Annotated in this window: 18 protein-coding genes; 8 read left to right on the top strand and 10 right to left on the bottom strand. The window is 59.5% G+C overall.

All coding sequences use genetic code 11. The annotated features are described in order from the left end of the window. Position 1: 1 nt before the first annotated feature. Positions 2-1,438 (top strand): MmpA family trehalose lipid delivery protein, encoded by a 1,437-nt coding sequence (locus A37O_RS0102700; protein ID WP_018295955.1) that lies wholly within the window; start codon positions 2-4, stop codon positions 1,436-1,438. Here A37O_RS0102700 and A37O_RS0102695 read toward each other — a convergent pair. Next, the gene (locus tag A37O_RS0102695; protein WP_018295954.1) at positions 1,425-2,498 is read right to left on the bottom strand and encodes a glycosyltransferase family 4 protein; all 1,074 of its coding nucleotides are present in this window, start codon (positions 2,496-2,498) and stop codon (positions 1,425-1,427) included. The two genes, A37O_RS0102700 and A37O_RS0102695, sit on opposite strands and share 14 nt — an antisense overlap. 11 nt (positions 2,499-2,509) lie before the next feature. Here A37O_RS0102695 and A37O_RS0102690 point away from each other — a divergent pair, with 11 nt between their 5' ends. Next, positions 2,510-3,289, top strand: a complete 780-nt coding sequence (locus tag A37O_RS0102690; protein ID WP_026196074.1) for a class I SAM-dependent methyltransferase — start codon at positions 2,510-2,512, stop codon at positions 3,287-3,289. A gap of 162 nt (positions 3,290-3,451) precedes the next feature. Here the strand turns inward: A37O_RS0102690 and A37O_RS0102685 are convergent, their stop codons facing one another. After that, positions 3,452-5,281, bottom strand: a complete 1,830-nt coding sequence (locus A37O_RS0102685; RefSeq protein ID WP_018295952.1) for a phosphoenolpyruvate carboxykinase (GTP) — start codon at positions 5,279-5,281, stop codon at positions 3,452-3,454. 573 nt (positions 5,282-5,854) lie between these two features. Between A37O_RS0102685 and trmB the strand changes: the two genes are divergently transcribed. Genes trmB through A37O_RS0102655 form a run of 6 tightly spaced genes read left to right on the top strand, consistent with a single transcriptional unit; the run spans position 5,855 to position 11,618 of the window. After that, complete coding sequence (gene trmB / locus A37O_RS0102680) at positions 5,855-6,640, top strand: tRNA (guanosine(46)-N7)-methyltransferase TrmB (RefSeq protein ID WP_018295951.1); 786 nt, start codon at positions 5,855-5,857, stop codon at positions 6,638-6,640. After that, positions 6,640-7,320 (top strand): NYN domain-containing protein, encoded by a 681-nt coding sequence (locus tag A37O_RS0102675; RefSeq protein WP_018295950.1) that lies wholly within the window; start codon positions 6,640-6,642, stop codon positions 7,318-7,320. The genes trmB and A37O_RS0102675 overlap by 1 nt, the downstream gene beginning before the upstream one ends. Before the next feature lie 17 nt (positions 7,321-7,337). Beyond that, entirely contained in the window at positions 7,338-9,617 is a 2,280-nt protein-coding gene (locus tag A37O_RS0102670; RefSeq protein WP_018295949.1) for an MMPL family transporter, read from the top strand. Then, complete coding sequence (locus A37O_RS0102665) at positions 9,614-10,651, top strand: lysylphosphatidylglycerol synthase transmembrane domain-containing protein (protein WP_018295948.1); 1,038 nt, start codon at positions 9,614-9,616, stop codon at positions 10,649-10,651. The genes A37O_RS0102670 and A37O_RS0102665 overlap by 4 nt, the downstream gene beginning before the upstream one ends. A gap of 10 nt (positions 10,652-10,661) precedes the next feature. Continuing rightward, on the top strand, positions 10,662-11,018 hold the full coding sequence (locus A37O_RS0102660) for a DUF3054 domain-containing protein (RefSeq protein ID WP_018295947.1): 357 nt from the start codon (positions 10,662-10,664) through the stop codon (positions 11,016-11,018). A 39-nt stretch (positions 11,019-11,057) separates the two neighbouring features. Beyond that, positions 11,058-11,618 (top strand): protein-L-isoaspartate O-methyltransferase family protein, encoded by a 561-nt coding sequence (locus tag A37O_RS0102655; protein WP_018295946.1) that lies wholly within the window; start codon positions 11,058-11,060, stop codon positions 11,616-11,618. A gap of 189 nt (positions 11,619-11,807) precedes the next feature. Here the strand turns inward: A37O_RS0102655 and A37O_RS0102645 are convergent, their stop codons facing one another. The 8 genes from A37O_RS0102645 to A37O_RS0102610 form a co-directional block, all read right to left on the bottom strand. After that, complete coding sequence (locus tag A37O_RS0102645) at positions 11,808-13,376, bottom strand: acyl-CoA carboxylase subunit beta (RefSeq protein ID WP_033377691.1); 1,569 nt, start codon at positions 13,374-13,376, stop codon at positions 11,808-11,810. After that, the gene (gene pks13 / locus A37O_RS0102640; protein ID WP_018295943.1) at positions 13,351-18,150 is read right to left on the bottom strand and encodes a polyketide synthase Pks13; all 4,800 of its coding nucleotides are present in this window, start codon (positions 18,148-18,150) and stop codon (positions 13,351-13,353) included. The genes A37O_RS0102645 and pks13 overlap by 26 nt, the downstream gene beginning before the upstream one ends. Positions 18,151-18,397: 247 nt before the next feature. After that, entirely contained in the window at positions 18,398-20,233 is a 1,836-nt protein-coding gene (locus A37O_RS0102635; protein WP_018295942.1) for a FadD32-like long-chain-fatty-acid--AMP ligase, read from the bottom strand. A gap of 100 nt (positions 20,234-20,333) precedes the next feature. Beyond that, positions 20,334-21,266 (bottom strand): cutinase family protein, encoded by a 933-nt coding sequence (locus A37O_RS0102630; protein WP_018295941.1) that lies wholly within the window; start codon positions 21,264-21,266, stop codon positions 20,334-20,336. A 15-nt stretch (positions 21,267-21,281) separates the two neighbouring features. Further along, the gene (locus A37O_RS0102625) at positions 21,282-21,779 is read right to left on the bottom strand and encodes a hypothetical protein (protein ID WP_026196071.1); all 498 of its coding nucleotides are present in this window, start codon (positions 21,777-21,779) and stop codon (positions 21,282-21,284) included. Positions 21,780-21,782: 3 nt separating this feature from the next. Further along, the gene (locus A37O_RS0102620) at positions 21,783-23,711 is read right to left on the bottom strand and encodes an alpha/beta hydrolase-fold protein (protein ID WP_018295939.1); all 1,929 of its coding nucleotides are present in this window, start codon (positions 23,709-23,711) and stop codon (positions 21,783-21,785) included. 301 nt (positions 23,712-24,012) lie between these two features. Continuing rightward, on the bottom strand, positions 24,013-25,035 hold the full coding sequence (locus A37O_RS0102615; protein WP_018295938.1) for an alpha/beta hydrolase: 1,023 nt from the start codon (positions 25,033-25,035) through the stop codon (positions 24,013-24,015). A gap of 82 nt (positions 25,036-25,117) precedes the next feature. Beyond that, positions 25,118-26,920, bottom strand: coding sequence for an arabinofuranosyltransferase AftB family protein (locus tag A37O_RS0102610; protein ID WP_018295937.1), 1,803 nt, complete (start codon positions 26,918-26,920; stop codon positions 25,118-25,120). Between the last annotated feature and the right edge of the window lie 24 nt (positions 26,921-26,944).

Below are 26,944 nucleotides of genomic sequence, written 5' to 3'. Positions count from 1 at the left end.
CGTGACCTCCCTCCGTTCCCCGCGTCTCCCCAGCATCGACGCTGTCACTGTCGTGCTCATCGCGTGGGCGACGTTGCTGGTCGGGGCGGTGACCTGGCCGCTTTTCGGGCCCGGCGAATTCGCATTACGCGACATGGTGATCCTTGAGCGTCCCTATCTGACACACGCGAGCCTGGGTTTCGGTGACGTCCCCGGCCGCAACGTCCCGCAAGACGGGGTGCTGGCTCTTTTTGCCACGATCATCCCGGCGACCTGGGTCGTGCGTCTGCTCATGGTCGCCTCCGCGGCCCTGTCAGCGCTCGGCGCCGCCAAGCTGGCCGGGCCCGGGGCGTGGGCGAAGGCCGCTGCCATGGCGATCGCGGTGGCCAACCCCTATGTCATCGAGCGTCTCCTCCAGGGCCAGTGGTCCCTGGTCATTGCCGCGTGGCTGCTCCCACTGATCGCGGCCGCCGGGCTCCGTGGCCGCACAGGTCTGCAAATCGTTTTGCTTTGGATCGCGTCGTTGACCCCGACGGGTGCGATCGTCGCTACCGCCACCGCATTCTGCACCAATCGCAAGCCGATCCTGCTGCTCGCCGGGGCGTTTTCTTCTGCCCCGTGGATAGTCACGGGACTGATGCATTCCAGCGCGGGGCGCTCCGCGGCCGTGGGCGCCGAGGTCTTCGCCCCGCGCGCCGAGGGCTACGTGGGTACCCTTGGCGCGCTGCTCGGGCTTGGCGGGATCTGGAACGGCGACGCGGTGCCGGCCTCCCGCGAGGCGGGTTTCGCCCTTTTCGGCGTCGCGCTGTTCGCGGTCCTAGCGATCGCTTATCGACGAATCCCCCGCCCCCTGCTCCTGTTGGCCGCTGTCGGGTTCGCCATCGCCTGTGTTTCCTGGCTCGCGCCGGGAGTGATGGGCCAACTCATCGAACACGTCCCCGGCGCGGGACTTTTGCGCGACGGGCAGAAGTGGCTGATCCTGGCCATCCCGGCGTATGTTTCCGCGGCCGGTGCGCTCAAACCGATCCTCGCAGCACTCGCGCTGGCACTGAGCCTGCTGCAAACACCCGATGCGCCCGTGGCGCTTGAAGAACTGCGCCCCGTCCACATCGCGGTTCCCGAGGTCGACCACCAAGGCCGCGACGTCTACTTTATCGACCGCCCAAGCCTCATTGAGCGCTCCGACGGCATTCCCGTTGTGGACCCCGCGACCAAGGCCATGAACGTGGTCGAGTCCGGCGGGCTCACCGTTGACGGCCAGGTCGTCGACCAGGATTCGCCCCGCTACCTGGACGGACTTTCCGACCCACAGGCCCACGGCATCGGCCTGATCGTCTCCCCGGACGGCCACGTCGAGGACACCGGGGCCCCAGCGCAACCTCGCGAGCCCCTGGGATTGGCACTGCTCGCGGTGTGGTTTCTTACTCCGTTGTTAGCGGTGCGCTTTAAGCGCCGGTGACTTTCTCAATCAGCTGCGCAAACCGCGCCCCGGTCTTTTCCCACGAGAACTGACTGGACCATTTCTTCGCATTCGACCCCATCCGGGCGCGGCGAGGTGCGTCGTCGATAAGCGATTTAGTGGCCTCAATCATCTGCTCACGCGATTCCACCAGCACACCGGTCTCGCCGTCGCGGATGGAATCGCGCAGCCCGCCCGCCGAGCGATACCCGATCGAAGGCACACCGTGCTGCGCCGCCTCGATCACGGCGAGGCCCCAGCCTTCCTTCGCGCTCGGCATCAGGTGCACTGCGGCGCGGGCGAGCAGCGCGTGCTTATAGTCTTCGGTGACCTGTCCGTGGAAAATCACTTTGGATCCCAGTGGTTTGGCGTATTCGCGGAGACGGTCCTCCCACCAGCCGGAGCCGATGACGTCCAGGACCACGCCGTCTAAACGCGCGACGGTGTCCATGGCGTCCTCGATGTGCTTATGCGGCACAAGGCGCGAAAGCGTGACCACGTGCGTGAGTCCGTCGTTGCTCAGCGCCGGAACGTGCTCAGGTACGGGATCCACGCCATTTTCGATGATCGTAATGTCGTCAGCGCGCACACCCAGATCGATAAGATCGGCGGCGCTGGCCTCCGAGACCGTCACGTACGGCGAGCCGCGATACACCCGTGGTGCGAGCTTGGACTCCAAGAACCAGCCCACCTTCGACAGCACCGGTCCCGCTACCGGCCACTGCTCGCGGTGGCAATGGTGTGTGAGCAAGATGACCGGCTTGCGAGTAACCAACTTGGCAAAAAATGGGATGCCGTTTTGGGTATCCACCACCACATCCGGCCGATGCTTGAGCACTCCAAGCAACCCCGCCAGATAGACGGTGTATTTACCGCCGGCGCGCTCAAAGCGGATGCCGTCGCGGGTGCTGTGGTGGCGCGCATCGGTGTGCCCCGCCGTCCGATAGATCACCTCGTGGCCTTGAGCAGCCAAATATTCGCCGACGCGCTCGAGGTAACGCTCGGATCCGCCACCTTGCGGGTGCGTAGAATCACGCCAGCACAATAGAAGAATCTTCATAATTACAGGCAATGCTACCGTGGACAAGCGTGAGACTTCCCCGCACCCGCCGCTTTGCCACCCTCTCGCGTTCGTGGTCGCTGCTGCGCTCCTTCCGCTTCGAGCAGACCAATCCCGCCATCTTCTACGGCGGGCTGGCACGAGATACCGCATCGCTTATCGACGAGCTCACCTCCGACCTTGACGGCCCCGCACTACAAGGCGCGCGTGTGTTGGATGTCGGTGGCGGGCCGGGTTATTTTGCCAGCGAATTTGAGAGCCGCGGCGCCTGGTATGTCGGTGTGGAACCCAACGCTGGAGAGATGGCTGCAGCCGGTCTGTCCGGTTTCGGATCCGTCCGCGGTGACGGCTCTGACTTGCCCTTTCGCTCCGATAGCTTCGACATCGCGTATTCCTCTAACGTTGTCGAACACACCCCTGATCCCTGGGGCATGGGTGCCGACATGATTCGCGTAGTCCGCCCCGGCGGGCTCATTGTGATCAGCTATACCGTGTGGTTGGGCCCCTTCGGTGGGCACGAGACCGGGCTGTGGCAGCACTACGTGGGCGGGGAATTCGCCCGCGACCGCTACACGCGTACCCACGGACATCCCCCGAAGAATGTCTTCGGAGAATCCCTCTTCAATGTGTCCTGCGCTGCCGGTTTAGAGTGGGCACGATCAGTCGAGGGCGCATCTCTTGTCGCTGCCTTCCCGCGCTACCACCCGTGGTGGGCCTGGTGGATGGTGCGCGTGCCCATTCTGCGGGAATTCCTCGCCTCCAACCTGGTTGTCGTGCTGAAAAAGGATTAAACACGCCGAAAAGGTGCACTTTGCCAGATATCACCATTATCTGACCTGGGGTTTTATTTTTCGCCCGACGTTAGGTCCGCCCTCAGGTGCCCAGATGGTCGAAAAGGTGGCCCGTCCTAGTTCTATAACTAGGACGGGCCACCTTTTCGAAGCTTTTAGAGCCTACTTCGCAGCTTCCTCAGCGCGCTTGGTCAGCGCCTCCAGCTGGGAGAAGACCTCTGCTGGAATGCGGTTGCCCAGGGATTCCAGGTACAGCTTGGACTCTGCTGCATCCTTTGCCCACAGCTCTGGGTCTGGGTAGAGCGCTTCCTTGACATCCTCAATTGGGGTGTCCAGGCCGGTCATGTCCAGATCCTCAGCGCGAGCGGTGTAGCCCACGACGGTCTCGTCGGCGCCAACGTTGCCCTCGAGACGATCGGTGATCCACTTGAGTACGCGGGAGTTCTCGCCGAAGCCTGGCCACAGGAAGCGACCATCTTCGCCGCGACGGAACCAGTTCACCAGGAAGATCGAAGGCATGCGGTCGCCGCCCTTTTCTCCCATGTCGATCCAGTGCTGCATGTAGTCACCGACGTTGTAGCCCATGAATGGAAGCATCGCCATTGGGTCGTGGCGCAGTGCGCCGACCTTTGCCTCTGCGGAAGCAGCGGTCTGACCGGACGCAAGCATTGCGCCCATCAAGGTGCCGTGCTCCCAGTTGTGGGACTGGGTTACCAGTGGCACGGTGTCTGGGCGACGGCCGCCGAAGAGAATGGCGTCAAGCTTGACACCCTTCCAGTCGTCGAACTCTGGTGCTGCGGTTGGGCACTGCTCGATAGCCACGCAGTAGCGGGAGTTCGGGTGTGCTGCCTTCTCTGCAGACTCTGGGGTCCAGTCGTTGCCCTGCCAATCGATGAGGTGGGATGGAGCGTCGCCGTCCATGCCTTCCCACCAGATGTCACCGTCGTCGGTCAGTGCGACGTTGGTGAACAGGGTGTTGCCTGGCTCCATGGTGCGCATTGCGATTGGGTTGGATGCGTAGTTGGTGCCTGGTGCCACGCCGAAGAAGCCGTTTTCTGGGTTCACTGCGTAGAGGCCGTCTTCGCGCAGGTGCAGCCATGCAATGTCGTCGCCAACGACCTCTGCGGTCCAGCCCTCGATGGTAGGAGTGATCATTGCGAGGTTGGTCTTGCCACAAGCGGATGGGAAAGCGCCGGCAACGTAGTAGGTCTTGCCTTCTGGGCTGGTCAGCTTCAGGATGAGCATGTGCTCAGCCATCCAGCCCTCTTCCTTCGCCATGACGGAAGCGATGCGCAGCGCGTAGCACTTCTTCGCCAGGATTGCGTTGCCGCCGTAACCGGAGCCGTAGGACCAGATTTCCTTGGTTTCAGGGAACTGGGAGATGTACTTGGTGTCATTGCATGGCCACGCAACGTCTTCCTGGCCCTCTTCCAGTGGAGCGCCCACGGAGTGGAGGCAAGGCACGAAGGAACCGTCGGTACCGATCTTGTCCAGTGCCTGCTGGCCCATACGGGTCATGATGCGCATGGACATGACAACATAAGCCGAGTCCGTCAGCTGCACGCCAAGCTTTGGGTCAGGATCGTTGATTGGGCCCATGGCGAAAGGCACCACGTACATGGTGCGACCCTTCATGGAACCATTGAAATGCTCACGCATTTCTGCCTTCAGAGCGTCAGGTGCCATCCAGTTGTTGGTTGGGCCTGCGTCTTCTTCTTTTTCGGTAGAGATGTAGGTACGGGACTCAACGCGAGCCACGTCCGATGGGTTGGAACGTGCAAGGTAGCTATTGGGGCGCTTTTCTTCGTTGAGCTTAATCAGCGTGCCATTTTCGACGAGTTCGGCCGCCATGCGGTCCCACTCTTCTTGTGATCCGTCGACGAAGACCACATCTTTCGGCTGAAAGAGATCAACAGCGTCGTTGATCCAATCAATCAACTGTTGGTTTTCCGTAGGGGCCTTACCAATAAGACCCTTAATAGCGGTGGTCATCTAATCTCCTGACTGATTTCCTACATTCGGCGTTTCGTACCTCTAAGATTAACTAAGGAAAGAGCTATAAGCCCGCCCCTTTTACGTATGACCTTTACCGTCAGGTCATTACCAGTGAGACAAACCACTATTTCGCGTGCCCTGCAGTGGCGTTTGCCCCCAAAACCGCCCGCCCAATCACACCCGAAATTAGGTATTGCAAAGATTGCTAATAAGGTTTTTAACACGTCTGTTACTGCCGGTCATTGACCCGTTTTCCCTGCCTATCCACACCGGAAAAACCGCCCCGAAAATGGCCAGCACGCTGCAATAAGAACTAGTCTTTTTGCAACCAATAGCACAATCTTCTTCAAATCCAGAAAACGAATGTCCTTCGCGTCAAGCCATTTCCCACCGCCGAAATTTCCGATTGTCACACCCGAACGGGGGAGAATGCTTTTCGACGAGTCACTCGTCGGGCGAAAAATCGGCCGGTTTGAGCCACCCGCATCAGACCTGACAAGTTAAAATTGTGCCGAAATTGATAGAGAAAGGTTTTACATTTTCGCATGTCACGTGGACAATAGTGAAGTGATGAATAATTCTGATTTTTCCTCCCCCTCGCAACCGCGCCTGGGAACCGGTGAATTACCTGCTGGCAGGCCACTTCAAACCGAATTCAACGACGGGCTCGACTACCCACGTCTCGGCTCCGTCAGTTTCCGGCGTGGCACGCTCACGGACAATCAAGAAGCGCTTTTCGACGAGCACTGGCCTCACCTCGGAACCCTCCTCGAAGACGCCCCACTAGACGTTGACTCCTGGTTCGGTCGCAGTGGCCACCCCACCATCGTCGAAATTGGCTCTGGCACGGGCACCTCCACTGCTGCTATGGCACCACTGGAAGCAGACACCAACATCATCGCAGTCGAACTCTACAAACCGGGCCTTGCCAAGCTCCTGGGCACCGTGGTGCGCGAAAACATTGACAACATTCGGATGGTCCGGGGAGACGGCATTGAAGTACTCTCCCGCATGATCGCCCCCGAATCTCTTGACGGTGTCCGCATTTTCTTCCCCGACCCGTGGCCGAAGGCTCGGCACAACAAACGCCGCATTATCCAATCCGGACCGCTCAATCTCATCGCCTCACGCCTCAAAACAGGTGGCATTCTCCATGTTGCTACTGATCACGCCGACTATGCTGAATGGATCGACGAGCTTATTCACGTCGAACCGCAATTGGAATTTATGGGCTGGCCCTGGGAAGACTGCCCGATCCTGACCGATCGCCAGGTCATTACTAAATTCGAAGGCAAGGGCCTTCACAAAGATCACGTCATCAAGGAATACCTGTGGCGGAAAAGAGATAATTCATAATGACCGATTTACACGAAATCACCCACCCCTATACCCCGGGCGCAGAACATGGCCCTGAATCCCTGCTCCTGGTCTGGGACGCCCCAAATCTAGACATGGGTCTCGGTGCCATTCTTGGTGGTCGTCCAACTGCTGCATACCGCCCACGGTTTGATGCCGTGGGCCGTTGGCTTATTCAGCGTGCCCAGGATCTCTCCGCCGACACAGACACCCGCATCGAGCCCGAGGCAACCGTGTTCACCAATGTCACACCCGGTGGCGCCGATGTTATTCGGCCGTGGGTGGAGGCGCTTCGGAATGTCGGCTTCGCGGTGTTTGCCAAACCCAAAACGGACGAAGATTCTGATGTCGATCCGGACATGCTCGCGCACATTCAGCGCCGCCGCGCGGAAGGTGTGCTGCGTGGGATCGTCGTCGCCAGTGCCGATGGCCAAAACTTCCAGGACTCTCTAGAAGAACTCGCGGCAGAGGGATTGCCTGTTACCGTGCTTGGTTTCCACGAGCACGCTTCGTGGGCCGTCGCGCATGAGACCATTGATTTCGTTGATCTTGAGGATATCCCTGGGGTATTCCGCGAGCCGCTGCCACGTATCAGCCTGGATCAGCTGCCTGAGGAAGGCGCGTGGTTGCAGCCTTTCCGCCCGCTGACCGCCTTGCTACACAACACGCGACAGCACTAGAGGGCAGGAGGACCCGTATGTTTTACAGGTGGGGACATTTTGCCTACCGTCACCGACGGATCATCCCGCTGGTAGTCGTCATCATTATCCTGGCGATGCATTTCTTGTTCGGCACCAAATTGGGCGAACGCATGAGCCAGGAAGGCTGGGAAGATCCCGGGGCCGAGTCGACCGCCGCCGCGGTGATCGAACAGGAAACCTTTGGCCGCGATAACTCCGGCGATGTGATTTTGGTGGTGAAGGCCGCAGACGGCCAGCAGGTCACCGACCCGGAAGTCTTCAATGCAGCAAACTCGGCCATTCAGGGCCTCGAGCGTGACTATAGCGAGCAGATAGATTCTGTCACCAGCTATTTCGCGTCCCCGAATCAGCAGCAGATTTCCGACGATGGTCAGTACGCCTTCGCCGCTATCGGTCTCGCCGGCGACGGGGAGCAAACGCTCAAGGATTTCCGCACGCTTGAAGATGCCGCGAAGTCCATCGAGTTGCCCGCCGGCGCCACCTTGGAGGTCGCAGGCGCCACCGCCATCGCCGACGCACTCGATGATGGCATGGCCAACGACATCGCCCGCGCCGAAGTCTTAGGTGTCATTCTTGTCGCCATCATCTTGCTGTTCGTGTTTGGTGGCGTGGTAGCTGCTGCGATGCCACTGATCGTGGGTATTTTGTCGATCATTGGATCCCTGTCGATCCTCGCCATCCTGGCGAACTACCTGCAGGTCAATATCTTCTCCCAGTCGGTGATCACGCTGCTGGGTCTCGGCCTTGCCATCGACTACGGCCTCTTTATGGTCTCCAGATTCCGCGAGGAGATGGACAAAGGCACCGGTGTGGAAGAAGCCGTGGCAGTCACCACCGCCACGGCCGGCAAAACGGTGTTCTTTTCCGCCTTGATGGTGGGCGTGGCGCTTTCTGGCCTGATCATGTTCCCGCAGGCCTTCTTGAAGTCTGTCGCCTACGGTGCCATCAGTGCGGTCCTGCTTGCCGCGATCATTTCGGTCACCGTGCTCCCCGCTGTGTTCGGCATGTTGGGGCCCAACATTGATAAGTGGTCGGTGAGGCGCACCTCCCGCAAGGGCCGCAAGATCGAAGACACGATCTGGTACAAGATCCCGGCGTGGGCCATGAAGCATTCCAAAAAGACCATCGTGGTCGTCGCAGGTGGCTTGATCCTGCTGACCGTCCCGGTCGCTGGTATTCAATTCGGCGGCATTAACGAGAGCTATCTGCCACCGTCGAACGAAACTCGCCAGACTCAAGACGAGTTCAACGAGGTCTTTCCGCAATTCCGCACCGACCCCATCAAGCTTGTGGTCACCGACGCCACAAACGATCAGCTCGTAGACGTTGTGATGCAGACCCGTGAAATTGATGGTCTGGCCAGCCCGCTCGCGCCGGCTACCTCCACAGTCGATGGCACCACCGTGTTGTCCGCGGGTCTGGCTGACCGAAACAACGGCCAGTACGTCATCGACCAACTCCGTGAGATCGAGGCCCCAGAGGGTGTGAACCTCTACATCTCGGGCACACCGGCGATGGAGGTCGAATCCATCGAAGCGCTCCTCGAGAAGTTGCCATGGATGGCCCTCTACATGGTGTTGGCCACGTTCATTTTGATGTCCTTCCTCTTCGGCTCCCTCATCTTGCCGATCAAGGCCGTCATCATGAACGTGTTGGGCATCGGTGCGACGCTGGGCTTCCTCACCCTCGTCTTCGTCGACGGTGTGGGTGCAGGTTTGTTCAACTTCACTCCCGGCCCGTTGATGAGCCCCGTTCTCGTTCTCATCATCGCGATTCTCTACGGTCTCTCCACGGACTACGAGGTCTTCCTCGTCTCCCGCATCGTGGAGGCGCGCGACAAGGGCGCCACCACGGATCAGGCCATCAAGTACGGCACGGCCCACACCGGCGGCATCATTACAGCTGCCGCGTTGATCATGATCGTGGTGGCCGCGGCCTTCGCGCTCTCGGAAATCGTGATGATGAAGTACATCGCCTTCGGCATGATCTTCTCTCTCGCGCTCGACGCCACCCTGATTCGCCTCTTGCTTGTCCCCGCCGTCATGCACGAGCTCCGCGAGGACAATTGGTGGGCACCGCAGTGGGTCAAGAAGATCTACTACCGCATCGGCGAGGGCGAGTCCCAGCCACAGACCAGTGGGTCGTCGTTAAGCGAAACGCGTATCGACGACACCGTGCTCGCCCCGGCGCACGCACGTTCGGGTGTGACTACCTCGGAAGATAGTCAACTGATTCCGTTTAGCGAGCTGAAGAAGCGTCTCGAGCAGCAACAGTGAACCCAACGCTCAAGAAATGGATCAACTGGCTCGCACCACTAGTAGTACTGATCGTGCTGCTCGTGGCATTCCGCGATGAGCTGCCATTTCTTGGCGAAGCTTTCTTCACCCTGCTCGAGGCACACCCAGTCCCACTCGTATTCGCCGTCATCTCGGCGGTGTTGGCCCTGGTGGCGATGTCTGAAGTGATGCGCCTGCTGATTAACTCGGACGACGATCTGCAGGTCTCGTTGAAGGAAACCACGGACATCACCTTGGCTTCCAATGCGTGGTCCACTTCCCTGCCCGGCGGGGCCGCGTTTTCCGGCTGGTTGACCTTCCGGGTGCAGCGATCCTGGGGTGCCTCCGTGGCGCTGTGTGGTTGGTTCTTCGTGGTGTCCTCGGTGATTTCGACCATGTGGCTCGTCCTCATTGGTATCGGAGCAGTGCTTTTCCTCGGAGCTGATCTGTCGCTGACCTCGCTCATTGTTACGCTCGTGCTCACCGTCTTGGTGATCTGGGCGGTCTACTGGGCCACCACGCACCCCGCGATCTTGAAGAGGTGGGCCGCAAGGCTGCCGCAGAAAATTCGCGGCAAGTCCATGCAAATCATTGATCAGCTCGCCACGGTGCACATGACTCCGCAGGCGTTTTTCGGCGCCTCCGTGGCCTCATTGCTCAACCGTCTCCTCGACGCGTTGACGTTGTTCTTCACGGTGTGGGCGGTCCTTGGCAGCCCTCCCGGTATCTCGGCGAGCCACAACCACACCACCATCATGGGCATCGCGCTTGCCTATGTCATGGCGAAGCTTGCAGGCATCGCGCAAGTCACGCCAGGCGGTGTGGGCACCGTCGAGGCACTCACGGCAGGCGCGCTCGTAGCTTCAGGCATGACGCTTGTCGACGCTACCGCCGCCACCGTTATCTACCGCATCATCTCCTTCGGCCTGATCACGATCATCGGCTGGATTATTTTCCTGGTGAAGTACTCCGGCAAGGGCTACATGCTTGGGAGAGGGCGCGCCGCACACACCGAAGAAGAAGAAGAGGGGTAGGGTAACTGACGTGAATAAAACCACCGCTTTTGTCGCCGACCTCATTGCAATCATCGTCTTTGCGGTCCTCGCTCGCATGGCCCACCAATCCGCGGACATGCCCTTCAACTTCGGCGGAGTCCTGTCCACGCTGTGGCCGTTTGCCCTGGGCTTGGTAATTGGTTGGTTAGTCACCCGCGGTGGTCGTGGCGTGTGGATTTGGTTGATTACTGTTGTCGTCGGCCTGGCTATCTGGGGCATCCGCAACGCGGCAATTCCGCACTGGTCATTCATTCTGGTGGCCACCATCATGTCTGCCCTTTTGATGCTGGGCTGGCGCGGCATCTACGCATTAACCCAGCGCAAGAATACAAAGGCGAACGCTTAGGGGCTACTTTCCTGTGGTGAAACTCTGTAGCATCGGGATATGGAGCGCATCGAACAAGCCATGCTCGCCGTACCGCGGGCAGATTTCCTCCCTCCCGAATACGCAGAGCACGCACACATCGATGCCCCGCTCGCAATCGGACACGACCAAACCAACTCCCAACCCACGACGGTTGAAATCATGTTGATGCTCCTGGGCCCTCGCCCAGGAAATAAGGTCCTCGATGTCGGCTCTGGCTCTGGTTGGACCACGGCCCTGCTGTCCGAATTGGTCGGCGAGAAGGGCTATGTGTGGGGAGTCGAGCTCGTCCCCGACTTGGTGCGCATGGGGCAAAACAACCTCAAGGCATCCGGGGCGAAATCTGCCGAGATCCGTCAGGCGCACAGGAGAAAGCTCGGGCTTGCTGAGGAAAGCCCCTTCGATCGTATTTTGGTCTCGGCCGAGGCAAAAGAAATCCCGGCGGAGCTGGTCAAACAGCTCGCACCGGGAGGAACCATGGTCATTCCCGTCGCCGGGACCATGCATCGCTTGTGCCTAGACGTCTACGGACACGCGACGGTGTCTACCCACGGGCAGTTCCGTTTCGTGCCGCTAGTCTAGCGAGAAAATTCTAGTGCCCACTTAGGAGCCCATGTACTCCAGTGGGTTGGAGGCACCCAGGGAGACCCCGAGCCAGACGAGGTAGTTTGCGATCTCAACAACGATGTCCATGATGCTGCTCAGCATAAAAGCATGCTCCTTACAAGTCGATTAATGTCAAAATTATTATCGGTGGCCATCTTACAGTTGTTACAGCGGGGAGATGGTGTGCTTCTTCGGAAGGTCCTTCTCGTCCTTCGTCTCCAACTGCCGCAACGCCTTACGCAGGGCAATTCGCGTCTGCGAGGGTTCGATCATCGCATCGATATACCCCCGCTCGGCGGCGACGTACGGGCTTGTCATGTTTTCTTCGTAGAAATCCATGAACACCTTCTTCATATACGCTCGCTGATCCGGATCCTCGATCTGGGCCAGCTGCTTGCCCTGGATCATCACAACGGCGGCCGCGGAGCCCATCACGGCAATCTGGCCGGTCGGCCACGCCAGGTTGATGTCTCCGGTCAGGTTCTTCGAACCCATCACCGCATAGGCGCCACCGTATGCCTTACGCACGATAAGCGTCACCTTCGGCACGGTGGCCTCCACGAGCGCGAAAGCGAGTTTCGCACCGCGGTGGATCAAACCGACTTTTTCTTGATCAACACCTGGCAGGTAGCCCGGCGTATCCACGACGAAAACAATCGGGATGTTGTACGCGTCGCAGGTGCGAATGAAACGTGCACCCTTGTCGGCGGCATCCGCGTCGATACAGCCGGCGAAATGCATCGGGTTATTCGCTACGAAGCCGACGGACTTCCCGTCGATCCGGCCGAACGCACAGATCAGGTTGGGCGCGTAGTTTTCCTGGATCTCGACAAGATCCTCGTCGTCGCCGAGTTGGACCAGCAGGTCCATCATGTCGTAGCCGGCGTTCGTATCGTCGGGCATGAACTCGTCGAGAGCCGCATCGTCTAAGTCTTCATCGCTAGGCGCCCACACTTCTGGGCCCTCATCAAACGTCGAGGTAGGCAGGTAGCCCAGCAGGTCACGCACGAACTCAAAGGCCTCGTCCTCGGAGCCGACCACGGCCTGGACGTTGCCGTTGAGCTCCTGCTGGCGGGCGCCGCCGAGCTCTTCGGAGGTGACGTCCTCGCCGGTGACCTCGCGGATCACGGCAGGGCCGGTGACATACATTTCCGACTGGTCTTCCACGGCAACCACGAAGTCGGTGGTCACCGGCGCATACACAGCGCCACCGGCGGACTTACCCAACATGATGGAGATCTGAGGCGCGCGACCGGACTGCGGCAGCTGACGACGCGCAATCTCGGAGTACATCGCCAGCGAAGTCACGGCGTCCTGAATACGCGCACCACCGGAATCCTGGATACCAATGATCGGGCAACCGACCTTAATGCCCAGCTCCATGACCTCGACGACCTTCTTGCCAAAGGTCACGCCAACGGAACCGCCGTACACGGTCTTGTCGTGCGCGTAGACCACCACGGGACGGCCGTCGATACGACCATAACCGGTCACCACACCATCGGAATACACGGCGTCTTTGTCGCCGGGGGTTTTGCCCAGGGCGCCGATTTCCACAAAGGAATCGTCGTCAAGCAATGCGTTGATGCGCTCGCGCGGGGTGGTCTGCCCGGCGTCGTCGCGCCTCTTGCGGGAGCGCTCGGAGCCCGGGTCCTTCGCCGTTTCCAGGCGAGCTCGCAGGTCAGCGAGCTTCTCAGCGGTATTCAACTTAGCTGTACCTCTCAATCCACTCATTCATATGCTTGCCGACGATGCCGATCACCGGTTCATCCGGCATGGCCAAGTGATCGCCCGGGCACTGCACGATGGTCAAATCCGAAACGATCTGGCCCCAGTTGCCGTCCTCGGCGACGTGGGCGTAACGCGGTTCTAGGGTAATCGCGCCGTCGTGCATCCGCTCGGAGCGGAACAGCAGGACGGGAACATCCACGCCAGCCCAGCGTGCGAAGTCGATCTTGCCCAGAATCTGGTTGTCCACGAAGCTCGCGCGCTGGTGCTCGAGCACACCTGCGGACAGGCCGTGCGCGGACGCATCGGTTGTAGCCAAGACATGCTCCAGCATGCCCATCAGGGCTTCCTCGCCAGCGGTTTCCAGCAGCTCGAAAGGCACGTCGAACTCGAGACCGTAGGTGTCGGCCGCGAAGTCAGCGTAGCGCTGCCAGCGAGCCTTCGTCTCCTCCATGGTGTCCGGGATCGGCTCGGCAGGTTGGGTTGTGTCCAACAGCGAAATGAACGCAACCTCGACGTCCGTGTCCTGGAGCTGGTGCGCAACCTCGTAGGCGAGCGCGCCGCCGAAGGACCAACCGCCGAGCACGACCGGCTTGCCGGCCGAGAGACGCACAATGTCGTCGATGTAGGCCGCGGCGCGGTCCTCCAGCGAGCCCTCGAGGCGTTCGACGCCGTAGACGGGCACGTTGTCCGCTAGACGACGAGTCAACGGCTCGTACACGACGGTGGTGCCGCCTGCCGGGTGGAACATAAACACGCTCGGAGCCTCGTCCGAGGTGCGCTCGCGCAGCACGCGGATGTTGCCCTCGACCTCGGTCTCGAGGCCTTCACGGACGCGGTTGGCCAGCGGCTCCAGCGTCTCGGCGTCGCTGACTTCAGTGCCGGTGATGGAAATCCCGGAGCGCTCCGTGAGGTGCGCAGCGATATTACACGCCTGCTCCTCGGTGATCTCAGGCAGCGCCGAGGTCACGCCTGCGGCCGCTGCGCCGGTGTACTTTGCCCAGGCGCCGAAGACCATGCGCTCGGAAGCATCGCGTGGGGCAACACCAACACCCTGGACGGGTGCGTCTGAGTCAGCGTCCGATCCTGCGGCTTCAACAGTTTCAGCTGGTTCAGCAGGCTCGGCTGCAACACCTGCGACGGCATCTTCGACCATGGTGATCACATCCGCAACGGAAGCATCACGCAGGACCTGGACGTTGAGCGGTGGGATCTGGAAATCGTTCTCCACACGGTTCTTGATGCGCATGCCCATGAGCGAATCCAAGCCCAGATCAATCAGGGGCAGCTCCAGCGGAAGGTCATCCACGTCGTAGCCCATGGATTCGCCGACGATCGAACGCAGACGGTCCTCCACCGATTCTCCGCTTGTGGGATCCCAGCGGACCTGCTCGACGTCGATATCGGTAAAGGATGGCGCCTTCGACTCAGAAGAGGCCTCTACCTGGGTGTATTCAGACACTCCTGGGACTGTGGAAGGCGTGTCGAGCGCAAGCGTCGTCGCAAAGCCTTCTGCGACCAGTTGGTCAGCTGCCCACACCTTGATGGTCAAACCACCCAAGGAGGATTCGACGAGCGTGGTCACCTCACCGTTGGATGGCAGCGATCCGCGCTCCTCCGTAGCGATGATCTTCGAGCCTGGGGCGACGATCTCGGCCGCCGCCTCGATCAATTGATGCGGGCTAAAGACCTGGTCGGCTTGTGCGCCGAAGGCGGTCTTGCCGTCTGGCAGGTTCACGCGCGCGCCAGGAAGCTCGCCTGTTCCACCCGCGCTTGGGCGAGCGGCCGTCCAATACTTGGTGTCCTCGAAAGTCGTGTGTGGCGTAGCAAGGAGGGGACCATCGCCGTAGAACGCGGTGAAATCCACGTCCTGGCCTGCAACATACATCTTGACAGCCAGATCACGCAGGGATTCCACCTCATCGACCTTGCGCTTGAGCGTGAACAGCAGCTGCGCGTCAGGCTTGCCCACAGAGAACGCGGTGTTCATCATGCCCATCATGGCAACAGGGTTCGGGCAGACCTCCACCAAAATCGTGTGGCCTGCGGCGAATGCCTGCTCGGTGGCGTCCTGGAAGTACACCGGCTGGCGCGTCATGCGCAGGAAGTAATCGTCGGTGTGGACAACCTCGCCAGGCAAGTGGGTCACGCCGCGATCCACGGAGGAGAACAGCGGAATTTGCAGCGGCTTCGCCTCAATACCGGAGATCTCGAAGGCGAGATCGCCCATGATCGGGTCCAGCGCCGAGGTATGACCGGCGCCCTTGACCTTCATCTTTCGGGCGAACTTGCCCTCTGCTTCGAGGGTTTCCACGAGGAAGTCCACGGATGCAGCCGGGCCACCCACGGTGGTCATGCCTGGACCTGCGTACACGGCGGGTTCGATGCCCGCGGCTTCTTCATGAGCGTCGACGAACTCAGCCAGCGCGTCGCGGCCGAATTCCACGACCGCCATCGCACCTTCCTGATCGGTGCCTGTGACCATCGCTTCGCCCTCGCCCATCAGGCGCGCGCGGTGGCACGCAATCAGCATGGCGTCGCGGTCAGAGATACCGCCGGATGCGTATCCAGCAGCGATCTCACCCATGGACATCGCGGAGACTGCAGCCGGCTTCACGCCAATCTCTGCGAGCAGGTCGGTCAGCGCGATCTGGATCGCGGTGATGGTGACCTGTGCCGTGTTCGTATCATAGGTCTGCTCGTCGTCGAGGATGAGTTCCATCATCGACCAACCAGCCTCAAAGTCAACGACCTGGTCGAGCTCTTCGATACGCGATTTGAAGAATGGCGAGACCTGTACCAGCTTCTTCGCCATCTTGCGGTGCTGCGAGCCGAAGCCCGAGTACACAAAGACAGGACCGGCGGTATTTGGCGAGTCCGCCGCGGTGATACCCACCGACACCTTGCCGTCGGCGATCTGGCGCAGGCGCTTGACCGCGTCTTCGACGGAATTAGTCTGCACGACCGCACGGGAGCGACCATGGTTGTGCTTCGCCAGCGAGCGCGCGACAGGGACAAGCTCCTCGTCGGCAAGCGGCTCAAGGAAGTCAGCCAAGGTTGCGGCGGCCGCTTTACGACGAGAAGGCAGCAGGCCACTGACTGGCAAAGCTACGGCGTTGGGGTTTTCATCGTCGAAAAGCTGCGCCGGAGCGTGGGTGGCGTCCACGTCGTATTCTGCGGAATCGAAGTCTGCGACAACCAGGTGGGCGTTCGTGCCACCGAAACCGAAGCCGGACACACCCGCGATGCGACGACCCGAGTACTTCGGCCACTCGCGGGCATCCTCGACAATCTCGAGGCGTTCCTTGTCGAAGTCAATGAAGTGATTCGGCTCGGAGAAGTTGATGCTTGGCGGCAGGGTGTCGTGCTCGAAGGATTCAAGCACCTTGATCAGGGCAACAACACCTGCAGCGGACTCCGAGTGTCCAATGTTGGACTTCGCCGACCCCAGAAGCGTGGGGTGCTTGGGTTCGCGTCCCTCGCCGAGGACCTCTCCCAATGCCGATGCCTCGATGGGGTCACCCAAGATGGTGCCCGTACCGTGCGCCTCAACGTAGTCGACCTCAGATGGATCCACGCCGGCATCCGCATACGCGCGGCGCAATACGTCCACCTGGGCGTCCGGGTTCGGGGCGGTCAGGCCGTTGGAGTGACCGTCCGAGTTCGTCGCCGAGCCCTTGATCACAGCAAGAATGTTGTCGCCGTCGCGCAGTGCGTCGTCGACACGCTTCAAAATCACCACACCTGCCGCGTCCGCGCGGACGAAACCGTCGGCGTCGTCGGAAAAGGCGTGGATTGCGCCCGTTGGGCTGATCACGCCGAGTTCACCGAAGGCGGTGGACACGAAGGGGTTGGCCAGCACGTTGACGCCACCGGCGACAGCCACTTCGGCCTCGCCGTCACGCAACGCGCGCACAGCGTGGTGCACCGCCACGAGCGAAGAAGAACATGCCGTGTCCACATTCATGGAGGGGCCACGGAAGTCGAACGCATAGGAAATACGGTTCGGGATAATCGAGCTGGCGGTGCCGGTCAGGGCGTAGGGGTGCGCCTCGGAAGAATCCGAGGTGACCAACATGCCGTAGTCATTATTCGAGGAACCCACGAACACGCCGACGGACTCGCCACGCAGCTGGTTCGCAGGCAGGTGTGCGTCTTCCAATGCCTCCCAGGTCAGCTCCAGCATGATGCGCTGCTGCGGATCCATATTGGTGGCCTCCAGAGGAGACAACCCGAAAAACTCGTTGTCGAACGTAGAAATGTCGTCGAAGTAACCACCAGTGGTGTTTTGCTGCTTCATCTTCGCGGCCATGACTGGGTCGCTGGAGTATTCCGCCCAGCGACCTTCGGGCAGCGGACCGGTAGCACCGCGGCCTTCGACGAGCATGCTCCAAAACTCATCGACATTGTCCGCCTGTGGGAAACGGCCCGCTCGGCCAACGATGGCCACGTCATGGGTGCCCGGGGTGCTGGACTGAGGCGCAGAGTAGGTGCGCTTGCGCTCACCTGAAACCTTGGTTTCTCCCTGGATCAGGTGCTTCGCCAAACCGGCGATGGTTGGGTACTCATACGCAATTGTCGGGTCCAGCTGGCGGCCGAGCAGGTTCTCTAGCTCGCCAGACAGGACTACTGCATCGCGCGAGGCAAGGCCGAAAGATTCTAAAGGCTTATCTGTATCAAGCTCTTCTAGGGGCACTTCAGTTGCCTGTGACACCCAGTTCAACATCCACTGGGAAAGTTCTTCCTCAGTCATATTGTGAGTGCTTGCGCTTTCAGTCATTTACGCTTACCCGATCCTTCCGTCTGCGGCCATGCTGTCAGCCTAATTCGCCAACAAAGTCAATGAAGCCTACCAGCATATCGTTTCATTGTTGCACTTTGTTTCACCATGAGGAAGTTTTGCCACACACTTAACAGGTGAAATGCAAAAAGTTATCCACCGCTGCACGCAGAAGGGCACGTAAAAAGAGGAAACCCGAGCTCACAAGCTCGGATCCCCCCTCATTCACTGACTACTTACTGACTACTTACTCGGCCAAGTAGTTTTTCTGGTTGACGCGACGCGCGATCTTGCCGGAAGAAGAGCGAGCAATCTCGCCAGGGGCGCAGAAGCGCACTACATCGGGGGAAATGCCATGCACCTTGGTCACGGCAGCGCGAATTTCTTCATCGGCTGCTGCGTCGCCGTCGGCGCTGACATCGTCGGCACGCTCAACGAACAGAACCAGCTTCTCCACATCGTCACCGGCGACAGCGAACGCTGCCACGGAGTCTGGGCGGACGTGCTCGGAAGCCTCGGTGACAGTGGCCTCGATGTCCTGCGGGTAGTGGTTGCGGCCAGCGATGACCACGAGATCCTTGAGACGACCGGTGATGTAGAGCTGACCGTCGAGGATGGTGCCCAAGTCACCGGTGGCCAACCAGCCATCGGTAGGGGCATCAGGAACACGGGTCTCGCTCAGCAGCTCGCCGATGCTGTTCTCGAAGGTCTCCTTCGATTCTTCCTCGCGACCAAGGTAGCCCACAGCCATGTTCTCACCGTGTGCCCACAGCTCACCGATCTCGCCGTCGGCGAGCTCCGCCTTGGTCTCTGGGTCAACGATGGTGAAGAAGAGGTTGGACACAGGTTGGCCGTTGGAGGCGAAGGAAACGCCGTCCTCGGACTTGACTGCCTTACCTGCTGCCAACTGTTCGCGGTCGAACTTGGCGAAGACTGGGCGCTCTTCGGTTTGCGGGGTGGAAAGGAGCAGCGATGCCTCGGCCAGGCCGTAGGAAGGACGCAGGACCTTGCGGTCAAGGCCATAAGGCTCGAAGACGGCGGCAAAGGACTCGACTGCCGATTCCATAACTGGCTCGGAACCGATGATGATGCCGTCCACGCGGGAGAGGTCCAGGGTTTCGCCGTCGGCCGGCTTGCCGTAACGAGACGCCAGCTCGAGGGCGAAGTTTGGTACCACGGCGTAGATGTTCTTCTCGTCGTCGTCCTCGCGCTTGTTCAGCTGGTCAATCCAGCGCTTTGGCTGCTGCACGAAGTCGCGCGGAGCCATCAGTTCAAACTCAAGGCCTAGGATCACGACGAACAGGGTCAAGATGATGCCCATGTCGTGGTGCAGTGGCAGCCAGGTGGACAGGCGCAATGGCATTTTCAGCTGAGCGCCGGTGTAGATCTGCAGCACGTTGGTCAAGATGGAGCGGTTGGTCAGCTCCACACCCGCTGGGTTGCGGGTGGAACCCGAGGTGTACTGCAAGAATGCGGAAGAATCAATCGGCATGCTGGTCTGCATCATCGCAGCCATCTGGCCTTCTGGCGTAGCCGAAGGATTGACGTAGGACTGTGCCAGTGTGTCTGGCAGGGAGTCCACCGCGACGACGCGGGGACGCTCACGCGATGGCAGTTCCGAGAAGTATTCGCGCACGGTGCCCGCAGAGGTCGTGTTCGTCAAAACAGTCTTCACGGTTGCATCTGCCAACACCGACTTTAAGTGATCGCCGTGGCCTGGTTCTTCCGGATCGTACAGTGGCACCGGCACCTGGCCCGCGTACAGTGCGCCAACGAAAGCGAAGATGTACTCAGGGGAGTTGCCTGCCAAGATAGCTACACGATCGCCCATCTTGCCTACCTGCTGCAGGCGAGCCGCAACTGCCTTAATGCGGGTATTGATCTCCGTACGGTTGAAGTCCACCGGAGTACCGTCACGGTTCTCCGAGTAATCCCAGAAACGCAGGCAATGACGCTCGCCACCGCCGAGCTGCAGGTCACCCATGTACATCATTTCTGCCATGCCGGCCAGGGTGAGCTGTGGGGCAAGTTTGATGTTGCCGTTCTCATCGAAGAAATTGGCAATGAGCTTGGAAAGATCCATGTGGTTCCTTTTCGTAATTAACGACTTCTTTTTTACAGAAAACAATACTTCTTACATTATCCAAACTAAGTAACAGAAATGTTACAGCAGTAAGCAAAGATTAAATATTGTTAATCGCTTGGCGCGCCCAGTCAACAACCCACTGGTTAGCGGTCGTATCCGGAATCACGTTCGGGTTTGATGCGTACCGGGCATGCAACCCGTTCGCCTCGACCAATTCCTGTGCACGTCCGAGTGCGTTGCCCACATCATACGGTGCGTCACAGATCGAGTCGTTAGGCGCACAGATTTGATAGGCGCGGTCTTGCAGCGCACCGAATCCACCATCGCGCGCACCGCGCATGGACGCCCCCGGCACGATCGGTTGCACCAATCCCTCAACAGGTGCAAGAGCAATCTCGGCACCGACTCCGCCGAGATCGTTTCCAGGATTGATTCCTACCCCGTTTTCGCGCCGACCATCCGCGATCATCGCCGCACCGATCACCTTGTCCGCCGGGATCACGCCTCTGCCCTGCCCGATCTCCGAAGCAATGTCGCCGACAATGACAGCACCTTGGGAGAAACCGGAAAGGATAAATTGCGTGTTCGGGCACGTCTCATTCATGTAACTCAGCTCAGCGTTGAGCGTTGCCGTGCCCTCGTTACGAGAATCGTCGTAGGTCATCTCTTCGCGCGACTGAATGGACTGGAATTGCGCCGTGTACGGCAGCGTCCACACCTTGACGTGATCCGGCGTGTACTCCTGCTGCAGTGGCTGCGTGATCGACAACATGAAGCTGCGCTTGTTTGCTTGCGGGTTGATCGGATCATCGCTTTGCGACGATTCCCACGTGCCAGGTGCCGAGATGAATTCCACGGCAGGACACCAGTCCGGTTGCTCCGGTGGAGGTGCCGCCTGTCCTCCCCCATCGGGGCTGCGTGGAGTGCGCTCATTGGTGGTGAAGTACTGGTATGTACTCAAACCAATGAGGGCAATAATCACAATGACTGCAGTGACGATAATGGATTTACGCACGGGTTTACGGCGCATAAGGTGCGTGCTCCTTTAACACAGGTTCGCGTGCGCGGAATCGTCGAGAAGCTTTGTAAGCTCCGCATGAGTCAGGTCGGTGCGACCTTGCTCGATGAGTTGACCCGCTACCGCATCACGCGTGACGGTATCGCCCCCACAAATAGTCTGGGCGGTACCAATCAATTGGTCTTGAACGGAGTCGACATTAACGTCACTGGCTGTGACTTCGTCGAGAAATGCCTGTTCTTCCGGTGAATATTGCACCGATTGTTCTGGCACTTCCTCCACCTCTCGTGCACCGATGTCCTCCGGTTGGTCCGAGGCGGGTGCCGGGGGCTTAGCAGTGGTGGAACTTTGAGAAGTGGTGGTCTCCGATGAAGATGCAGACGTCTCTGTGGAGGATTCTGCGGAAGACGATGTCGGGGGCGCGACCGGCGTGGTCACATCCTCGCTATCGACAGTTGCTCCACCGCACGCCGCCAGCGACACGCTGGTTGCTACGGCAAGAGCTCCAAGTAGTAGTTTTCGCACGGTCTAGTTCCTATTCTCCCTAACCTGCCCGTTGGTCTCGGTCATGGAGCCATTCTCGAAATCGATCTTCAGGCCACCTGCTGGGATGTTTTCCATATCGGACGTTGGGAATCCGTATGGGCCCTGCTCCCAGCGAGATTCACCCCACTTGTCGAAGATGCCACCGTAGTAAATGACGTGCGCACCAGTCTTGTCCGACCAGTAGATATTGCCGTTCTCAAACTGCTGGAATGCGCCGCCCTGGATGGAGATCTCGTTCGAGGTTGGGTAGCCCAGATCCGAGCGCGCGGTATTGATTTCGCCATACTTCGTGGCAATCGCGCCGTGGACAACATTGTGTGAGTTATCCGGGTTGCGGGTGAGGAAGCCGCCTTGGAAAGGCTGGACGTAACCATCGCCGATCTTCACGGCTTCGCCGGTTGGGTAGCGCAGATCGCCGCGCTCGTACTCGTTCTCGCCCCACGCCTTGAACATGTCGCCCGGGATGGCCCATGCGCCCGTGGATGCGGTCCAGTAGATGGAGCCGTTTTCGAAGTGAACGTAGCGGCCCTTCCCGTCAGGTGTCTTGGTCTCACCGGTCTGCGGGAAGCCCAGCCAGCCGGAAGGTCCGCCGAGCTCATTGTAGCGGGCCAAGATCGAGCCGAAGAGTGGTTGAGCACCGGTCTCCGGCGACCAGAACGCGGTACCGTTACGGAAGTCCTGTGCCTTGCCCGCGCCATCGGCCACGTCGTACTCATTGTTCAGGCACTCGCCGATAATGCCACTTTCCGTGGCCTTAGCGATGTCACCAGTTGGTGCACATTCAGCACCGCGGTCTTCCTCAGGAAGCTCCAGTGCGTTCGCGATTTCCGGCCAGGCCTGCGCCATCTCGAACTGCCAGTAGCCCCAAGAGTGCACACCGGATGGTCGGTAGCGCGTGATGATATCGATGCCAGCGTCCCGTGCGTATTTCTCGAAGGTATTGGTGGACATGCGTGAGATGACCTCGAGGCCGACGCCTGCTGGGTTGTTTGCCCAGTCCATTGTCGGGCCGGTGTCTGCTAGGTCCTCGCGCCCGTTACCCGCGGAGACGTAAACCACGGTGTCCTTGAGTGCGTCAACGCCAAGCTTCGGATCGTGGTCGATCCAATCCTGAGAGTTGTACTCGCCCCACATTGCGCGCGAGTTGTAACCACCAGCATCCATCTGAGCGGCAGAAATCGCCTCCGGCATGCCCGGAGTAGTGGTGTCCAAGTAGCCGGAGAAGGAGCCGACGAAGTCGAACATTCCTGGGTTACGCTCTGCTAGGTTCATTGCGGCGGTGCCACCCATGGACAGGCCCACCACAGCGCGACGCTGGCTCGAGCGGAACTCGTTATCCAAGATTGGGACGAGTTCCTGAGTCAGGAAGGTCTCCCACATGTAGTGCTTGCCATTGTCTGGCTGCTGCCAATCCGAGTAGAAGGAGGACTCGCCACCAACTGGCATGATCACGTTGACGTTCTTGTCGGCGTAGAACTGCTCGATGTTGGTCTCAATGGTCCAGCCGCTCTCGTCCTCACGCGCGCGCAAACCGTCGAGTGCCCAGACTTCTGGGAAGTCCTTCTCGGGGTTGGAGTGCCAGTCACGCGCCAAGAGGATTTGGACCTGGATCAGTTCATCCGGCATCGCTGCGGACTGAATGAACACCGCGACGCGACGGTTGGTCAGCCATTCGATGCGATCGACAGAGACTCCCTCGGGGAGTCCTTCAATGATGGGCTTGTAATCAGTTTCGATCGGAGTGCGCTGTGGCGGATCCGAAGGTCGGATGTGATCCGAGAGGCTAGAGCCGGAGCTCGACTGGGCGTTGGCAGGCATAATGGAAATACCCATTGCCAGCGCCGTTGGAATCGCAACTGCCGCTGCTAGAGTGCGTCGGCGAGCTAGGCGGGGGAAACGAATTTTGCGCATGAATTCCTGTCCTTGAATACGTCGAATGGACACAAGCAAACCACTGCTCTATCGGCGTTTCCTGAGGGTTCCCCTCCCCCAGGCAGACGCCTTGTCCGCGATAGTGCATTGGTTTTTGCGTTAGCGGTACTAGTCGGTAAGTATCGCCTCAAGTTTAAGTTCAACTTTAGACTTTGTGAGGCGACACTCCGAATCGTCGTAACCTTCTTGAAGTTCTTCATACTCGCTTTTCCCAAAAACAACAAAACTCGCCGTGCACTTTCGTGCACGGCGAGAATTTGCAGCTATTCCGAGCTAGGGATTACCAGCCCCAGGCGTTCATGGTGTTCAGAACGCGTGGACGGGTTTGCTCCAGCTGGTAACCGAACTGGTTCCAGTTGTGTAGACCGAACGGTGGGTAGTTCTCGGTTGGGCCGACGCCTTCAGCGTGTGCCTTCAGAGCCCACAGGCGAGTGGAAGCGTTAGCCAAGACCTCGAGCGCAGCGCCGGATGCCTGGTGCTCAGGCTTGACGTTTGCATCGGCGCGAGATGGACTACCGGTACCTGCGGAGACGTAGACATCCTTGCCACGCAGACCGCCCATGTTCAGGAACGGATCGTTTTCGAAGCGACGAGGAGAGATCAGCGAACCGTACATAGCGTTGAGGTTGAACCCGCCGGCATCCAGCAGCGCGAAGCGCAGGATGGTCTGGGCACCTGGCAATGTGGTGGTGAGGTAACCAGAGTATGACAGTGCCTGACGGAACTGTGCTGGGTGCTTCGCAGCCAGGTTCAGTGCGGCGGTGCCGCCCATAGACAGACCCGCGATGGAGTTATTGGTTGGGCTGACGCCAAAGTTGCGCTGCAGGTATGCAGGAAGCTCCGAGGTGAGGAAGGTTTCCCACTGGTAGTTCACAGGGTTGTTCACGTCATAGGTTGCAGGAGCATCCCAGTCAGCGTAGAAGGAGCCTGCACCACCGATTGGCATGACCAAGGTGATGTTGTCGTTGACGTAGGTCTTTGCCGCATTGACATCGTAAAGCCAAGCGTTGGTGCGATCGGTAGCGCGCAGGCCGTCAAGCAGGTAAAGACCAGCGTTGCCGCCGTTCTTTGCTGGCTGGATCTGCACGGTAATATTGCTACCAGTTGCCTGTGACCATACGTCACAGCGCTGGACCCAGTATTTTACTGGGTCCCATTCACAGGTTCCGGTTGCGTCTGCGCGAAGCCCGTCACGGTTGGCAGCGTCTGCGGATGCAGCGCCGACTACCATGAGCGAAACAGCAGTCGCGATAGCTGCAATAAGTGCAACGATGCGGCGCCGCGCGACAGTAATTACGGACATGTTTCTCCTCGAAATGCTTCGGAATTCTTTGGCTTTCGTTGAAATATCGCCGATTGTTACCTGCACGTTACCAATTTATTATCTATCGGTCCAACCAGGCAATTTGATTTCCCGCTAATCCGGGGTCTTCTCCCGCATTAATTTTTTCTTTTGTTTCCATATCCAGGTAGTTTAGTGCGTTGTCAGAAATCTCCAAGGTTCGACCATCAGTTAAAGAAAATTTAATATTTTTCCAGAAACGCTCAAAACTCATAGGTTCCCGTGAGGTTGCAAGCAGCTCTGCAATCTCCGGAGAGCGCAAGGCAGCACGAGCCTGCTTCGCTTCAGTCTCATCGATCCACGACGGCAGCTGATCGAGGTCCACCGCGGTATCGGCAACCTGCCATTCCAGTGGCAGATGCTTATCGTGTCCGATGCGACCGTCGGGATTGCGCGGCATCCTGGCGGCAAGTGGGGTGGAGAGCCCGACGGTGTCGAGCACCCGCACGTCGAGATCAGCATTCATACTGGTCATTCCCAGGTTGATCAGATACAGCGTGGTGGGTTGCGCCTTCAGGTCGGTCTCCGCAGTCGTGCGTGGCAGTAGCGCCCAGGAGTAGCGCTCCTCGGGTTCCTGCTGCAAGCTAATCAAAATCATCTGCGCGGAGTTCTGCTCACGCGCCTGATCAAGACGTGTATGCCAGTCCGGGCTGAGCACCTTGGCCGGGAGGAAATCTTCCGCATACTGCGGTGGGTGACCAGGCTCGGACAACGTGGCGTTCGACCAGAATTCGCGCTCGTCGACAATAGTGAGTTCTTCTGTCTCGAATTCTTCCCAATCGATGGGGTGAGCGCGGACAACAATCACGCTGGCCCAGACGGCCACCGCCGCGATAATCGCACCGGTGACTTTATTAAGCGGGACCACCATCAGCGGCAGCAAGAATGCGAACAGCGGAAGCAGCCACATCCTGCCGTGCATGAAGTCGCCGCCGACGCGCAGGATATAAAGGACGTGCAACGCCGCGACAACGTAGACCAGAGCCACGATGGTGCGCTCGCGGCCGTGGGTGGACTTCCCCAGCCAGATCGCCAGGCCCACTGCTGCAATCAGTGGCAGGTAGAGCGCATAGGGAGCAAGGAGGTCCCAGGCGTAGCCAAAGCCTGCGCCCCATTCCGAATCGGACGCCGACTTTGCTACCGCCGTATGTGGTGTGAGTAGACCGTAATAGCCCATGCGGAAAATTTGGTATGCGGCGGGCAGTGGCAGCGCGGCAGCCAGGATCCCGAGGATCTGCTTCCAATTCCCACGCGTCGCCGCCAGCAACACGATGCCGGTCAGGCCACCGTAGAGCGCCAACTCCGGACGGACCAACCACGACAGACCGGACCAGAAAGCTAACCAGTATCCCACTGGCAGTTGGGCCCGCTTGCCCCCTGGTTTCGCCCAGCTCACCAGCAAGGCCCACCACACGGCGATCCACGCCAGCGACAGGCCCCACTCCAAACCAGAAGTCGAGAAATCGCGGGCTGGTGGCAGCGCGAAGTAGATCAAAATTCCAAACGGTGCGACGATTCCGCCGTAGTACTTCCCGCTGGCCAGCACGGCAACCACAGCTGCAATCGTCGTCAAGCCTAATGCGAGCCACATGGCAATCGTCTCGAGCCGGCCATCAGTGACCCACGCGACGGCTGCGATCATGTACTGCCACAACGTGGAGGTATTGGCTTCGACGCGCTCGCCGGCGTTAAAGACGGGGCCGTTTCCGGCGAGAAGATTGCGCACGGTGCGCAGGACGATGAGTCCGTCGTCGCTCATCCAGCGGCGCTGCCAGCCGCCATAAAATGCAAAAAAGCCCGCGATGATTGCGGAGACAATCAGGGAAATGCGGGCGTTTTTCGTCATGGAAGTGATGCTACATCAGCGGGT

This window comes from Corynebacterium lubricantis DSM 45231 (assembly GCF_000379425.1).
Classification (GTDB): domain Bacteria; phylum Actinomycetota; class Actinomycetes; order Mycobacteriales; family Mycobacteriaceae; genus Corynebacterium; species Corynebacterium lubricantis.
Note: the sequence above shows the minus strand (reverse complement) of the source record. Positions and strands in the feature narration are given on the sequence as shown.

Coding starts and splice junctions, on each gene's coding strand:
- A37O_RS0102635 (WP_018295942.1), bottom strand. CDS start 20,233: ATGGATCTTTCCAAGCTCATTGCCAATTTCTTCGATGAGAACGGCAAC.
- trmB (WP_018295951.1), top strand. CDS start 5,855: ATGAATAATTCTGATTTTTCCTCCCCCTCGCAACCGCGCCTGGGAACC.
- A37O_RS0102610 (WP_018295937.1), bottom strand. CDS start 26,920: ATGACGAAAAACGCCCGCATTTCCCTGATTGTCTCCGCAATCATCGCG.
- A37O_RS0102695 (WP_018295954.1), bottom strand. CDS start 2,498: ATGAAGATTCTTCTATTGTGCTGGCGTGATTCTACGCACCCGCAAGGT.
- A37O_RS0102630 (WP_018295941.1), bottom strand. CDS start 21,266: ATGCGCCGTAAACCCGTGCGTAAATCCATTATCGTCACTGCAGTCATT.
- pks13 (WP_018295943.1), bottom strand. CDS start 18,150: ATGACTGAAAGCGCAAGCACTCACAATATGACTGAGGAAGAACTTTCC.
- A37O_RS0102615 (WP_018295938.1), bottom strand. CDS start 25,035: ATGTCCGTAATTACTGTCGCGCGGCGCCGCATCGTTGCACTTATTGCA.
- A37O_RS0102670 (WP_018295949.1), top strand. CDS start 7,338: ATGTTTTACAGGTGGGGACATTTTGCCTACCGTCACCGACGGATCATC.
- A37O_RS0102655 (WP_018295946.1), top strand. CDS start 11,058: ATGGAGCGCATCGAACAAGCCATGCTCGCCGTACCGCGGGCAGATTTC.
- A37O_RS0102690 (WP_026196074.1), top strand. CDS start 2,510: ATGCTACCGTGGACAAGCGTGAGACTTCCCCGCACCCGCCGCTTTGCC.
- A37O_RS0102685 (WP_018295952.1), bottom strand. CDS start 5,281: ATGACCACCGCTATTAAGGGTCTTATTGGTAAGGCCCCTACGGAAAAC.
- A37O_RS0102675 (WP_018295950.1), top strand. CDS start 6,640: ATGACCGATTTACACGAAATCACCCACCCCTATACCCCGGGCGCAGAA.
- A37O_RS0102620 (WP_018295939.1), bottom strand. CDS start 23,711: ATGCGCAAAATTCGTTTCCCCCGCCTAGCTCGCCGACGCACTCTAGCA.
- A37O_RS0102645 (WP_033377691.1), bottom strand. CDS start 13,376: ATGAGTGGATTGAGAGGTACAGCTAAGTTGAATACCGCTGAGAAGCTC.